Here is a 13,899-nt window from a genome sequence, read left to right as displayed (position 1 = left end):
ATGCCTTGTTCCTGAAGCCACTTTTTAGCGGCGTCAAACAACTTAAAAGCAGCAGTTTGATCATTGATGCATTCGAAAAAACCGAGCCCTCCTGTAGGCTGTTCATATTGATGTGCTTTCTTTTCGTTTACAAAGGCTGCAACGCGACCGATGGTTACTCCATCTTTATCCTTTAAGATCCATCTGATGCAAGTGCCATGTTTAAAGAAAGGATTTTTCGCTTTGTCAAATACAGCTTCTACATCATTATCCAGGGGACAAATCCAGTTACTGTCGTTTTTATAAATTGTTCTGGCAACATTTAAAAATTCTTTAACCGTCTTGGAATCTTGAACCGGGAGGATCTGCATGTATGAAATGTTTTAAAATAAAAAGCATCCTTTAAGGATGCTTAGAAATAAGTTATAATAGATTTTGATTAATAATCGTCTTCGTCATCACCAAAGTCATCAAATGCATCAAGATCATCTAATGGCATATCAAAGTCGTCATCATCATCATCAAACGATTTCTTATTTCTTGAATCGTCATTGATCATATCCCTGTCTTCAGACTCATCTAAAGGACCTTTTTTAATGGATTTTTTTGGAGTTGTCATTACAAAAAAAATAAAATGCAAAAAGTGTTGTTTGATAAATTAAAATTACGAAAAAGGAAGTACAACCTGGTTATATTTCTCATCTTTTTCCGTACATCAAAATTACTATAAAAAGATTTTTTCTAAAGAACTTTTTTTAAAAAAAATATTAGAGATCAATAAATGGATAATGAGACATGTATTCAAAAAAAAAGTGGTAAAGATTTTGGCTTTACCACTTTTAACACACAAATGAAACCTGAATTGAGATAGTTTTTTAGGTTAGGTTAAAATATCTTTGCCAATTCTATAAGAACGATTTTTACAAACTATGTTTGCATTAATATCTATAACAAGTTTAATGCTATTTCTGCCGTTATTAATATCCAAATTAGTAAGTGGTATGAATAATTGAGTAAACGGTAATAAACTAGTAAAGTGGTATGGTAATTACTACAGAAGTGCCCGAAATTCCGTTCTGACGGACTAAAATCTGTATGGGATTTGCTTCAATCTTATTTAAAAGGTTCACCCTTTCCTGAGTAAGACTCATGCCTTTGCTGACGTGTTCCGTCCTTTTGTTCTTTAATGAATTGTTTATGCCTACGCCATTATCGATGATACTGATGGTCAAACCGTGTTCTTCTTCCCGTTCGATGATAATTTTCAGTTCACCGCCATCATCCATAGGCATGATACCATGCCAGATGGCATTTTCTATATAGGGCTGCAGCAGCATAGAGGGGATAAAGGTCTCATCTTTATCAATTAATGGGTCTACCTGTATCCGGTAGCTGAGTTTATCTCCAAATCTTTTCTTTTCCAGGCTCAGGTAAAGTTCCAGGTATTCCAGTTCCTCTTCCAGAGAAATAAAACTTTTTGTACAGATTTCCAGGTTTTTCCGGATCAGTTTAGCAAAGCCTGTTAAAACTTTATTTGCCGAAGAAGTATCTTTAGTATTAATATAATGCTGAATGGAGTTCATCACATTAAATACAAAATGCGGGTTCATCATTGCCTGCAAAGCTCTTTGCTCCAACATCAGGATTTTATTTCTTAATAAAAGCTCTTGCTGCTCTTTGTTTTTCTGTCTTTTCGTAACGAAAACAGCGATCCAGTAGAATGTAAAACCAGCAATAACAAATAAAACCAACAGAAACCAATAGGACTGCCAGAAGTGCGCCTTAAGTTCAAAATCGACAGAGGCAGGAATGCCCCAGCTGCTGTTATTGGTTTTTGCACAGAGTTCAAAACTATACTTCCCGGGTTCCAAAGAAGAGACTTCAATGCGTCTGTTTTTTGTTTCTGTCCATGCATCATTTGATTTTAAGCGGTAGCGATAGGAGATGTCCTGGTTTTGGAAATCTATAGCTCCATAATAAAAAGTGATTTTATTGTTGGATGGATCAAGAACAATTGGGTCCTTTTTAGTACTGAGTTTTACCTGACCAACAACGATGGCTGATATTAATGCTTTTGGGGCTTCGGAGAAATCGTGATGTGGTCTGTTATGGAAAAATACAAGCCCCTTGTTGGTTGCAAAATAGGCTGTATCTTTATCAATATAAAGATCATTCACATCGTTTTTTAATAGAGGATTGGTATATTCAAAAGCTTCAACCAGAGGTGCGCTGCCATCCAGACAGATCCGGTTGAGTCCGTTATTTGTCACTACCCAGATGTGATTGTTCCGGATAAAGATTTTTTTGCAAATATTGCTGGAAAGCCCCTGTTTCTGAGTAAAACGGTGGATGATTTTCTCTCCCCTGATCAAAATAAGCCCATAACCATCGGTTGCCAGCACCAGTGTACCGTCCTGCTGCTGCTGGATGTCATTGATCCTTCTCGTTAACAATTCATTTTTATAATAAGTGAAGGAGCCGGAAGCGCTGACTTTCGAAAACCCGTCGATATTAGAAAACCAAAGGTTATCCTGACGGTCGTAATAAGTACAATAAGAGCGGTTACTAAAAAACTCATGATTCTCCTTGAGCGCTGAGATACAAAAATCAAGTCCTTTATTTTTAAGATCCAGGACGGCAACACCAGAGGACAAGGCGAGTGCAAGTTTACCCGTCGGACTAATGCTGAAGTCTTTAATGACAAAAAGGGAATGATTTGCTTCTCTTAGATAACGGATTTTTTTTTCTGGATTTTCATTATTGGTGATACCCAGGCCATAATCAGAAGCAAAAAAAACCGAGCCGCTTGGCGAATCTATCAGTAGTTTTTTGATGCCGTTAAAGGTCTTCTTGTCCGGAAGATCAATGTGTTTTACCTGCATTGTTCTTTTGTTCAGTACATCTATATGTCCGTAATCGAGGCCAAGCCAGAGGTTGTTTTTCTGATCTTTGGTAACGCTTTTTATACTATTTCCTGTAACCCCAAAACTTTTGTCAACGGTGAACATCCTGTTTTCTTCTCTTGGCAGCATGTAAATACCATTACTCGTTGTAAACCAGGTATTGCTTTCCATATCCTTCAGTACTTGTACTGTTGGGATACCTTTTAAATAGGTTGTTATTTTTTGACGATCATCTAGGTGATAAACACCTTCGTTATTGCTTAGCCAGAGGTCGGTATTGTGGATATAGAAATAACCCAGGTTGTCGTTGATGATACTTGGGGGAATCTTGAACAACAATTGTTTATCTCCACCGGTTTGTGCATTCAGGCCAGTTTTATCGATATACAGATTGAGGTTGTTTTTTAAATTGGTGATCGTCTTATAGGAAAGAGGCCTTAGCGGAGGATAACTGGTTCTTTTAAATACCCCGTTTTCAAAGTATCGGATGCAATGTTCACTGTATACCCATATTCTGCCCCTTGCATCTTCATTGATATGAGCGGAGATCAGCTGGTTGGAGAAATCATTTGAGGTGTAGGTCGTTAGAGAGGTTCCATCAAATCTGAACAGGATGTTTTTGTTGGTCCCAAACCAGATTCTTCCCTGAGTGTCTTCAAAGATAGAAATGACTACCGCATTAAATTTGAGCAGCTTCAGGTTTTTATCATTGAGACTGTTGTAGATTTTTCCATCCTGGAAATAACTCATTTCTCCGTTAAATGCTACAAACCAGATTCTTCCCTTTTTGTCGTCTTTGATCTGGATGATCTGATTATCCGGTAAGCCATCGTCAATGGAGAAGTTTTCAAATCGGTTGCCATCAAAACGACAAACGCCTGCATCTGTACCAATCCAGATATATCCTTTGGAGTCCTGAAGGATATAATAGCAATTATTACTTGGCAAACCATCTTTTGTGGTATAATGCTGTATATAGGCTGATTGAGCATAAGCCGAGGTGCTGAAAATAATCAGGGATACTGTAAGACATAAAAACAGTAAATGTCTTCTGGTTTTTTTATTTATCACCTCTATGATTTGTATATAATTTAATTTTCTCTGCAAATTCACTTGCTCTTCTACGTGAAACTGCAATTTTTACACCATTTTTAAGTGTTAACTCTACGCCATTTTTGGAATTGTAATCTTTTAAAAAGTCAAGATTGATGATACTGGATTTGTGAACGCGTACAAATTGATTCTCAGGCAGTATTTCTTCATAATCTTTAAGAACTTTTGAAACGGTGATTTTATCCTTTCCTGACAAGTAAAATACGGAATAATTGCTGTCTGCTTCAATATTGATGATGTCATTGATATCGACAATAGTGTAACCGCTCTGCCCATTAGGAAGACTCAGTTTACGGATTTCGTTTCGTTCACTCAGGTTTTCGGCAAGCTGATTTAAGCGGGCTGTGTTGTTTTGTTCATTCTGCCTGTTTAGGCCGATATGTTTTACCGCTTTTTTTACCGCTTCTTTCAGTTCATCGATATCAATAGGCTTCAGCAGATAATCAAGAGCATTTGCTTTAATCGCTTTTAATGCATACTGATCGTAAGCTGTTGTAAATATCACATGAGCATGATGGTGCTGGGCACTTGATATCAACTCGAAACCATTTTCACCTGGCATAGCTATATCCAGGAAAATAAGGTCTATTTCTTGTTCTGCAAGCAGCGTTCGGGCCTCAGCAACTGATTTTGCAATACCGGAGATATGAATATTCTCACAGTTTTCCTGTAATAAAAAATATAAGGAAGAACGGGCAAATTCCTCGTCATCGACAATAATGGTATTTAGTAAAAGCATATATGGCATCAATTTATTAAAAAATAGTAGAAATGTAAAAACCGTATCATTTTTTCTCTCGTAAATGGGCTTAGAAACTTAAAAAACTAATAACGAAACCTGCGTATGCAAGTTTTAGGACCATTGAACTCTAAATAAAAGAAACTATGAAAACAGAACCAGGAAAAGAGTTGGAAATGCTGCAAAAAGAAAACAGCATTCTTACCGCCAGCTTGCACCGCAGATCCTTTCTGCAATATGCAGGAGCAGGGGCAGCAGGTATTGCATTAATTGCTGCAGGATGTAAGAAAGACCATGGAAACGACATGCCTCCAGTTAATGGCGGGGTGACACTTGATTTTAAGGATGATTTTGGCGTGTTAAACTATGCGTACGCACTGGAGCAATTGGAAGCGGCATTTTATGTACAGGTAGCCTCTAACCCTCCGTCAGGATTTAGTGCAATTGAAAAACAATATTTTCAGGATATTCAGTATCACGAGATTGCACACCGGGAGTTCTTTAAAAATGCATTGGGTACCGCTGCAATAGGAAGTTTAGCCGTAGATTTTTCTTCCATCAATTTTACTGACCGGGCAAGTGTGCTGAACGCGGCAAAAGCTTTCGAAGATTTAGGGGTTGCTGCTTATAATGGTGCTGGCGTTCGTATTAAAACAGACGCATACCTTGTGCTTGCCGGAAAAATTGTATCTGTAGAAGCCAGACATGCAGCCTATATCCGGGATTTGATTTCTCCAGGTAGTTTCTCCGGACCAGATGTGGTTGACGCAACAACAGGTTTAGATCAGGCTTTAACACCTGACAAAGTACTTGCAGCTGCAGGAAAATACATCAAAACAAAAGTTAATGTCATTAACCTATAACCTTAAACACCAGAAAACATGAATATCGTAAATATAATTGAGGAAATTGAAAAAGTTGATGGTGAGATCTATGAGAGATTGAGCCCAAGACGTTCAGCAATGAAAGATTTTTATAATATGGGAAAGAAAGTAGCGCTGGCAGCAATGCCAATGGCACTCGGATCCATGTTTACCAAAGCTTATGGACAATCTACACCTTCTGACGTTACTGCTACACTAAATTTTGCATTAACTTTAGAGTATTTGGAGTATCATTTTTACAACCATGCAGTTGCAAATGCAAGTGCAATTGCGCTTTCAGGAGCCGCGCTTACCGCAATCACAACCATCCGTGACCATGAAAAGGCACATGTGGCTTTGCTTGCAGGTGCATTAGGCAGCGCCGCGATACCCGTAAAAGCTTATACTGATTTTGACTATACAGCGAAAGGTACATTCCCTAATGTTTTTTCAGATTATGGAACTTTTCTTGCGGTCGCCCAAGCTTTCGAAGACACCGGTGTAAGAGCTTACAAAGGACAAGCTACTGTATTGAAAGGAAATGCTGTATTAACCACTGCTCTGCAAATCCACTCCGTTGAAGCGCGCCATGCTGCACATATTCGTTATATGCGTGCTGCAAGTGGGGTAAGTATTAAGCCATGGATCAGTCTCGGTCCGGGTGGAAGTTCAAATGATTCAGGCGTGCCGGCAGCAGACCCTGTTTATGCAGGTGAAAACAATACCTCACAAGCCAATATCAACATCGTTGGTATTAATGGAAACACAGGTATAACTGCCGCCGCAGCTGCAGAGTGTTTTGACGAACCTTTAGCAAAAGCAGATGTATTGACCATCGCCGGTTTATTTATTAAATAGGGATTTTTGTTTAAGTTTTAAAATGGGAAGAGGGCAGTAGCCCTCTTCTTTTTTTATAATTAGTAATTGATCACCTGTTCTTCCAGGTGTTCCGGAAGATCGCGGTAATTGTATTTTTGACCTCTGAGCTGAGGCTCAAATCCAGCTTCCCGAATCGCATCCTGAATTCCTTTAGCCGTAAAACGATGTGGAGCACCAGCAGCAGAAACTACATTTTCTTCAATCATTATGGAGCCAAAATCATTTGCGCCCGCATGAAGGCATAATTGTGCTACTGCTTTTCCGACCGTTAGCCATGATGCCTGTATATTTTTAATATTAGGCAGCATAATCCTGCTCAAAGCCAGCATTCTTACATATTCATCGCCAGATACATTATTGCTGATTCCGCGGAGTCTTTTTAATAATGTGCCATCATCCTGGAAAGGCCATGGGATAAAGGCTAAAAAGCCATTTGCCTCAGCCGGTTTTTCACTTTGTACGTCTCTGATCCAAACCAGGTGTTCAAAACGCTCTTCGATAGTTTCCACATGACCAAACATCATGGTTGCAGAAGTTGTTATGTCGAGTTGATGGGCAGCGCGCATCACATCCAACCACTCCTGTCCACCGCATTTTCCTTTAGAAATCAGTCTTCTAACCCGGTCATTCAGGATTTCAGCGCCTGCACCAGGCAGGGAATCCATTCCGGCCTCTTTCAGGGCCTTTAAAACTTCCGTATGTGACAATCCTTCCAGTTTGGCAACATGCGCAATTTCCGGTGGGCCTAAAGCATGAAGTTTCAGATCCGGATAAAGCTCTTTAAGTTGTTTGAACAGACTGGCATAGAACTCCAGGCCCAGATCAGGATGGTGTCCTCCCTGAAGTAGAAGCTGATCTCCACCTAAACGAAAAGTTTCTTCTATTTTCTGTTTATAGGTTTCAATATCGGTAATATAGCTTTCCTCATGTCCCGGTCTTCTGAAGAAATTACAAAATTTACAGTTTGCAATGCACACATTGGTGGTGTTCACGTTCCTGTCAATCTGCCAGGTCACTTTTCCACTGGGTACCTGCTTTTTTCTCAGTTCATTAGCTACATAAGCCAGTTCAGCAGTGGAGGCATGGTGGTACAAAAAGACACCCTCTTCTTTGCTCAAAAAGTCAAAATGCAGTGCCCTGTGTAATAAATCAGCAGTATTCATACTGCAAATATACCATAAGTTCTGTTCTTTTTATTTCACAAGATTATCACATTTAGCCTAATCATAAATTCCTATATTTGGCAGAATTATTTTTCTAAATATGGTAGACTTTAACCGTTTTACATTAGCTAACGGATTACGTGTCCTGGTACACGAAGATGATACGACGCCGATGGCGGTATTAAATATTTTATATGATGTAGGTGCCAGAGATGAAGAGGCGGATAAGACCGGCTTTGCACATTTGTTTGAACACCTGATGTTTGGAGGGTCTGTAAATATCCCTGTTTATGATGAACCCCTTCAACGGGTAGGTGGAGAAAACAATGCCTTTACCAGCAATGACATCACCAATTATTACATCACTTTACCTGCCGTAAACCTGGAAACTGCATTCTGGCTGGAAAGTGACCGGATGCTGAGCCTGGCCTTTTCTGAAAAGAGTTTGGAAACCCAGCGTAATGTGGTTTGTGAAGAGTTTAAACAAAGATATCTTAACCAGCCCTACGGCGATGTATGGTTGAAATTGAGACCATTGGCCTACACAAAACACCCTTATCAATGGGCGACCATTGGTCAGGACCTGAAGCAAATTGAAGATGCCAAAATGGAAGATGTCAAAGCTTTCTTTAAAAAACATTATAATCCTCAAAATGCCATCATGGTTGTTGGTGGGAATGTAAAGACAGAAGATGTAAAGACACTGGCAGAAAAATGGTTTGCGCCAATCCCGGCGGGGGAGAAGTACCTCCGGAATTTACCTGAAGAACCTCAGCAAACCGCAGAACGTAAAGAGACTGTCTATGCCAAAGTTCCTTTGAATGCCATTTATATGGCCTTTAAAATGCCTGCCAGAGACAGCAAAGATTATCAGTGCTTTGACCTCATTTCTGATGTGCTTTCGCAGGGACAATCTTCCCGTTTATATAATAGCTTACTCAAGGAACAACAATTGTTCAGTGATATTCATGCCTATATTACCAGCAGTATAGATGAAGGTCTGTTTGTGGTTGAAGGTAAACTGGTGGAAGGTGTTCAGCCTGAGCAGGCAGAGCAAGCCATATGGGCAGAACTCGAAAAGATAAAAGCAGAGCCGGTTACTACTGATGAACTGACCAAAGTTAAAAACAAATCAGAGTCTATTATGGTCTTTGCAGAAATGAGCTTGCTGGATAAAGCCATGAATCTGGCCTATTATGAGCTTTTAGGAGACGCGGCACTGCTCAATACAGAGATAGACCGGTACCTTGCTGTTAGTAAAGAACAAATGCAGCAGGCTGCCCAACGGACTTTTGTTCCATCTCAATGTTCCACTTTATACTATTTAATCGCTAAAGATGCTTAATCGTACACTCGTACCTGAATCTAAACAGGTTAATGATATTAAATTTATAGCGCCTCAAGAGCAGGAATTGGACAATGGTATAAAAGTATATACCATTAATGCCGGTAAACAAGATCTGGTCAGGATAGAATTCATATTTGAAAACGTGAACTGGCAAGCCTCAAAACCTTTACAGGCTATTGGTGTAAACCACCTGGTCAATAATGGGACAGCCCAGCTCTCCGCCAGAGATATTGCAGATAAGGTAGATTATTATGGTGCTTTTCTGCAAACAGAATACGGAGCCGATCAGTCTTGTATTAAGCTTTATACCTTAAATAAACACCTAAAATCGGTGTTGCCTATACTCAAATCGATTGTAGATGAGAGTATATTTCCTGAACAGGAACTGGCCATTTTTATACAGAACCAGAAGCAATCCCTGCAGGTCAGTCTTCAGAAGAATGATTTTCTTGCCCGTAAGCATTTTGCACATTCCATTTTCGGGCAATCGAGTTATGGGGCAAGCATCGATCTTTCAGATTATGATGCTTTGCAGCGTCAGGACTTGCTGGATTATTATAACGCGACCTATAAGCCAGAGAACTGCTCTATATTTGTAGCTGGTAAATTTGAGCAAAAGGAATTTGAATTGCTGAATAGCATTTTTGGCGGCGGATGGAATAACGATAAAGCTTCTGTTCAAAATCATATTGTATTTCCTGTTGCACCTAAAGGAGAAATTTTGATTGAACGGCCTGACGCTATACAATCGGCCATTCGAATGGGAAGCAGGAGCATCAACAGAACCCATCCTGATTTTGCCGGATTCCAGGTCTTAAACTGTTTGCTAGGCGGTTATTTTGGTTCCAGACTAATGGCCAATATTCGGGAAGATAAAGGCTATACCTATGGAATAGGCTCTGCAGTGGTTTCCATGAAAGATGCCGGTTACTTTTTTATTGCCACTGAAGTTGGCGCGGAAGTCTGCAGCAGCGCACTGGAAGAAATTGAAAAAGAAATTAACCTTTTAAAAACAGAACTTGTACCTGATCTGGAACTGGACCTTGTACGGAATTACATGCTGGGTTCTATGTTGGGAAGTCTTGAGAATGCATTCTCGCATGCAGACAAGTTCAAAAATATCCATTTTTCAGGATTGGGTTACGATTATTATGATAATTATATCCAGACGGTTAAAACAATTGATGCGGCACAGATTCAAGTATTGGCTAACAAATACCTCAATACCGAAGAATTTTCTAAAGTAATTGTTGGAAAAAAATAGTAAGTATTGGCTAAGGTAACTTAGCCAATACTCCTTTTGATTTATCTGCCTGATAAACCTTTTTGTAAAAATCTACAAAAGCACTGTACTTTTCCGGACTATATTTTTTGCTGTTCATCGTTTGGACCCTGGTGTACACAATGGTATTTTCCTTGACCACTGCTTTTGCAGTATACTGCCCAAATTCTGATTCGAGATGGATCTCTTTGGGAACAAACTCTACGGTATAACCCTTTGGTATCACAAAAGTGATCTCATCTTCGTCCTGATAACCATAAGGGACAGAAAAATATGTTTTTCTATCTTCCACCTTAGCCGGAACACTTTCTCTGCGGTTCAATAGATTTAGCGTAACGAACATTTTATCTGCTCCTCTGGTTAAAAGCTGGGGAACTTTTAAGCTGATGTTTTCCTTTAACATTGGAACATCCTTATCGGGTTGGACATAACTAAAATTGTTCAATTGCAGGTTTGGAATTTCCAGTTGATTAATGAGCCTTTTTCGCTGTTCTGTAGGCTCCCTTAATGTCATTTGGAAATGATCATCAAATTGTGCGCAACCATATTTGGAATCAATGGTCACCTCCGCAGCACCCTGTTCATCCAGGTTTACTTTAACGCTTCTCTTCTGATAGTTATCGGCTGGAGAATATACAGGAGTCCGTACCAATTTACCGCCATCTGCAGTAACCAGCAATACATTCTTGTCAGAACAGCCACTGGCCAGATAGCCTGCGGGCTTGTGCTGACTGGTGCATTCCAGCCACACCGTGTCTTTCTGAAGAGGAACGCAAAGGATCATATGATTTGCCTGGTTCAAGCTGGAAAACGTTGGATTCATGGAAGGCATATCATAGCCTATAACAACGAGATTCGATGCAATACCAGCTTCATTCAGTAAGGTTTTCATATAATTGGACAAAGCCTTGCAATCTCCATAATTAACTGCAGCCACTTTATCTGCATTAATGGGTTTCAGTCCACCAATGCCCAGCTGCACACTCACATACCTGGTATTAGATTGTAAATAACTATACAATCTTTTAATCTTTTCTCTAGGTGTTTTAGCATCAGTGATCAAAGACGCTACTTTTGCTTTCACAGCAGGAGGTAAAACCTGTGGCTCACTATTGAGCGTGTAAAGCCAGCTTCCAACGTTTTTCCAGGATTCAATATTGCCTTTTGAATTGTCATACTCAAAATCATTAGGTGCAAGAGATACCCAGGGCATGATGTTTCTGAGACCGGAAGCAAAAGGCTCGTATTCTAATGCCTTAATGTTTTCACAAGCCCATTTATATTCTGTTTTATCCTTTATTTTAACAGAATCTGTTTTTAAACCAGGACTCTTAATGTATTTAAAGGTCATTCCTTCCGGGATCCTGAATATATAGGCAGATTTCTCGAGTGCATAACCGAAATCACTAACCGGATACCAGGATGGGTAACTGGTCAGGCCAGTATAATCTTTTGTATAGCTATATTCAATGGTATAGGGGAAGTTCGAGTTCAGAAATTCAAGTTCTTTCATCCGACCGTCATCATAAATGGTCCCGTCGGAAGTTGCGCTTTTGTCTTTAAAATCAGAACTTTTGTAATCCTTCAATTTATTTCCTTTTGCATCATACATTACTGCCTTTAAGTTGTAAATGCTGGAAAATTTATCATAATACTCTTGCATAGAAGAAGCTTCCTCACCATTCTTATTGAGAATGGTAACCGCCGTTTTATAGGTCATTGTAGCATGACTTATCGTCTTCAAATCAAAGATCCGTTCTTCCATTCGAACAACCACAGAAGCATTTTTGCTCAGTTCGGCTGGAATTTTTTCGATGTCATAAGGGGATTGGGCATGAGCAACAGCGCAAATGCCGGTCAGAAAGGAGAAAAGTCGTGTTCTCATGGAATTAGCTCTTTTTGAATACCAGTTGTTGTGCTTGTTTTTCAACAATGCTCTTAAATAATTCTTTCAGATAGCCATATTCCTCTGCTGTAAATACAGATTTAGAAATGTTTATTTTACTGACAATGGCCACTTTATTACCTTCAGTAGAAAACAGGTAGGTAAAAGAAGCCTCATCATTTGGAAGTTTTACTTTACCATTGGCCGGTAATTTATCCAGCGTATAATTTTTTGGAAATTCAATCGTGATCCTGTAGTTCTCTTCCAGTGGATAGGCAAAATCTACCGGGTAATTCCTTTCCTCTTGTTTAAAAGGATTTTCTTTGGTCCTGTCAAATAGCAAAGGGCTTAACAATAACATATTTCCAGCTTCTTCAACATTATCTTCAATATTGACCTCCATGGTTTCTGTTAATAACTCTGAAGGATTATCCAGGTTTTCGATCTTAAAACTTTTCACTTCAATTCCTGGCTTATCTTTTTTGTAATTCTTAATAAACTCGGCCTCATTGAGGGCTGAACTGAACTTATTCCGTTGTGTTAAGGCTGCATAATTGCTGAAAGACAAATATAAAGTCCCCGAAAGCTTATTGTCCTCGCTTAACACAAGGTTATAATACGTGTTATTTTTACTGGTTGTATTTTGCTCCAGAGAGATCCACTCTCCTGAAGGAGCCTCTGCATCTAAATTTAGTTTGAAGCCCTGGTGTGCCAGATTCTCATAGGAGATCAGATCACCTGTTAAGTATTTATCTGTAGCATCCAGGAGGTAAGTCTTGTCTCCAATGACTGCTTGTACAATAACATTGTTGAATTTTTCAAGCAGGGGATGACCTGGATGTGCCCCGTTTTCCCTGGTACTGACCAGCACTGGTACAGCACTTATCTTCGCCTCGGTCAATAGGTTCAGGAGGGATAAATTGATGTCTGAACTGTTACCTGCCTTCTTATCGAAGATGGTTTTAGGATTGGTCTCTGAGGTGTACTTACTATGTCTGTCATTCCATTTAAGGGTATTTTTTACATAGTTAAAAATAAGCTGGGTTTTGATCAGTGGATCTGTCTCAGTTTTTATAATGGAAGGTAATGTGGCTTTGGCATATCCGTTTTTCCTAACAAAATGTCCAAAGTTATCGTCTTCAATCAGCATTTTGACAATGTTTGGCCAGGTTGAGCTGTAGTCTTTATAAAGACTGTTGGGATATTTAGTAGAAGTGAGTTCAAAATCGAGCTTGGAGATATAATCGTCCAAAGTCGTGATGAAGCTTTCTTCTTTTATTGCTGGAACATTCTCTGCAACATATTTCATCTCTAGTGCTGTTGCCTGTACATTTCCAGGTTTTTCCTGCCCGGAAGAGGGAATGTAATAATTTTCATTGATCATTTCCTGTTTTACAAGGCTTACAGGTACATAACCACCGGGAGTTACTTTATACCTCAAATACTCTGGTATGCGGATGTCGTATTCAGAATACAGGGTAGGTACAGAGCTTTGGAAATTCCATTGCCGTAAATTGAAAATAAAATCAGATTTGATCCGGTATTTATATTCCACAATGGAACCTTCTTTTACATTGGCCAGCGTGAATTTTTTTACAGTCCAGTTTTTATCATGTTTTTCTGAAAATTTTGCATCTTTAGCCAGTTTGCTGACAACAATTTGCTTGTTCTCCAGATTATACGTGGCTGCATCCATATAGTCCAACAACTCCTCTGATCCAGATGATCCTCGGTAAAGTGGAATT

At 39.3% G+C, this 13,899-nt stretch carries 10 protein-coding genes and 1 pseudogene; 4 read left to right on the top strand and 7 right to left on the bottom strand.

All coding sequences use genetic code 11. The features are described 5' to 3' along the window. The 4 genes and pseudogenes from VNZ46_RS14400 to VNZ46_RS14385 all read right to left on the bottom strand — a co-directional run. Window positions 1-350: pseudogene (locus VNZ46_RS14400) on the bottom strand (GNAT family N-acetyltransferase); the annotation flags it as partial. A 68-nt stretch (window positions 351-418) separates the two neighbouring features. Then, a complete protein-coding gene (locus tag VNZ46_RS14395; RefSeq protein ID WP_108550328.1) occupies window positions 419-598 on the bottom strand; it encodes a hypothetical protein in 180 nt (59 codons plus the stop codon). Window positions 599-1,007: 409 nt separating this feature from the next. Continuing rightward, entirely contained in the window at window positions 1,008-3,953 is a 2,946-nt protein-coding gene (locus VNZ46_RS14390) for a ligand-binding sensor domain-containing protein (RefSeq protein WP_325560782.1), read from the bottom strand. Continuing rightward, the gene (locus VNZ46_RS14385) at window positions 3,943-4,734 is read right to left on the bottom strand and encodes a LytTR family DNA-binding domain-containing protein (protein WP_325560781.1); all 792 of its coding nucleotides are present in this window, start codon (window positions 4,732-4,734) and stop codon (window positions 3,943-3,945) included. The genes VNZ46_RS14390 and VNZ46_RS14385 overlap by 11 nt, the downstream gene beginning before the upstream one ends. A gap of 146 nt (window positions 4,735-4,880) precedes the next feature. On the opposite strand from VNZ46_RS14385, the gene VNZ46_RS14380 reads away from it, so the two are divergent. Both VNZ46_RS14380 and VNZ46_RS14375 read left to right on the top strand, forming a co-directional pair. Continuing rightward, window positions 4,881-5,597, top strand: coding sequence for a ferritin-like domain-containing protein (locus tag VNZ46_RS14380; RefSeq protein WP_325560780.1), 717 nt, complete (start codon window positions 4,881-4,883; stop codon window positions 5,595-5,597). An 18-nt stretch (window positions 5,598-5,615) separates the two neighbouring features. Continuing rightward, window positions 5,616-6,455, top strand: a complete 840-nt coding sequence (locus tag VNZ46_RS14375) for a ferritin-like domain-containing protein (RefSeq protein ID WP_325560779.1) — start codon at window positions 5,616-5,618, stop codon at window positions 6,453-6,455. A 59-nt stretch (window positions 6,456-6,514) separates the two neighbouring features. Here VNZ46_RS14375 and mqnC read toward each other — a convergent pair whose 3' ends face one another. Further along, complete coding sequence (gene mqnC / locus VNZ46_RS14370; protein WP_325560778.1) at window positions 6,515-7,639, bottom strand: cyclic dehypoxanthinyl futalosine synthase; 1,125 nt, start codon at window positions 7,637-7,639, stop codon at window positions 6,515-6,517. Between the two features lie 100 nt (window positions 7,640-7,739). On the opposite strand from mqnC, the gene VNZ46_RS14365 reads away from it, so the two are divergent. Further along, on the top strand, window positions 7,740-8,984 hold the full coding sequence (locus VNZ46_RS14365) for a pitrilysin family protein (protein WP_325560777.1): 1,245 nt from the start codon (window positions 7,740-7,742) through the stop codon (window positions 8,982-8,984). Continuing rightward, on the top strand, window positions 8,977-10,251 hold the full coding sequence (locus VNZ46_RS14360; RefSeq protein WP_325560776.1) for a pitrilysin family protein: 1,275 nt from the start codon (window positions 8,977-8,979) through the stop codon (window positions 10,249-10,251). The genes VNZ46_RS14365 and VNZ46_RS14360 overlap by 8 nt, the downstream gene beginning before the upstream one ends. A gap of 10 nt (window positions 10,252-10,261) precedes the next feature. Here VNZ46_RS14360 and VNZ46_RS14355 read toward each other — a convergent pair whose 3' ends face one another. Next, a complete protein-coding gene (locus VNZ46_RS14355) occupies window positions 10,262-12,154 on the bottom strand; it encodes a DUF3857 domain-containing transglutaminase family protein (protein ID WP_325560775.1) in 1,893 nt (630 codons plus the stop codon). 4 nt (window positions 12,155-12,158) lie between these two features. Further along, window positions 12,159-13,899 (bottom strand): DUF3858 domain-containing protein (locus VNZ46_RS14350; protein ID WP_325560774.1); only part of this gene is annotated, 1,741 nt, incomplete at its 5' end.

It is taken from the genome of Pedobacter sp. (assembly GCF_035566355.1).
Lineage (GTDB): Bacteria > Bacteroidota > Bacteroidia > Sphingobacteriales > Sphingobacteriaceae > Pedobacter.
The sequence above is the reverse complement of the archived record's forward strand: the minus strand, read 5'-3'. Positions and strand labels throughout refer to the sequence as shown.

Excerpts from the sequence above, each read along its gene's own strand:
- VNZ46_RS14365 (WP_325560777.1), top strand. The coding sequence starts at position 7,740 with ATGGTAGACTTTAACCGTTTTACATTAGCTAACGGATTACGTGTCCTG.
- VNZ46_RS14395 (WP_108550328.1), bottom strand. The coding sequence starts at position 598 with ATGACAACTCCAAAAAAATCCATTAAAAAAGGTCCTTTAGATGAGTCT.
- VNZ46_RS14375 (WP_325560779.1), top strand. The coding sequence starts at position 5,616 with ATGAATATCGTAAATATAATTGAGGAAATTGAAAAAGTTGATGGTGAG.
- mqnC (WP_325560778.1), bottom strand. The coding sequence starts at position 7,639 with ATGAATACTGCTGATTTATTACACAGGGCACTGCATTTTGACTTTTTG.
- VNZ46_RS14360 (WP_325560776.1), top strand. The coding sequence starts at position 8,977 with ATGCTTAATCGTACACTCGTACCTGAATCTAAACAGGTTAATGATATT.
- VNZ46_RS14355 (WP_325560775.1), bottom strand. The coding sequence starts at position 12,154 with ATGAGAACACGACTTTTCTCCTTTCTGACCGGCATTTGCGCTGTTGCT.
- VNZ46_RS14385 (WP_325560781.1), bottom strand. The coding sequence starts at position 4,734 with ATGCTTTTACTAAATACCATTATTGTCGATGACGAGGAATTTGCCCGT.
- VNZ46_RS14380 (WP_325560780.1), top strand. The coding sequence starts at position 4,881 with ATGAAAACAGAACCAGGAAAAGAGTTGGAAATGCTGCAAAAAGAAAAC.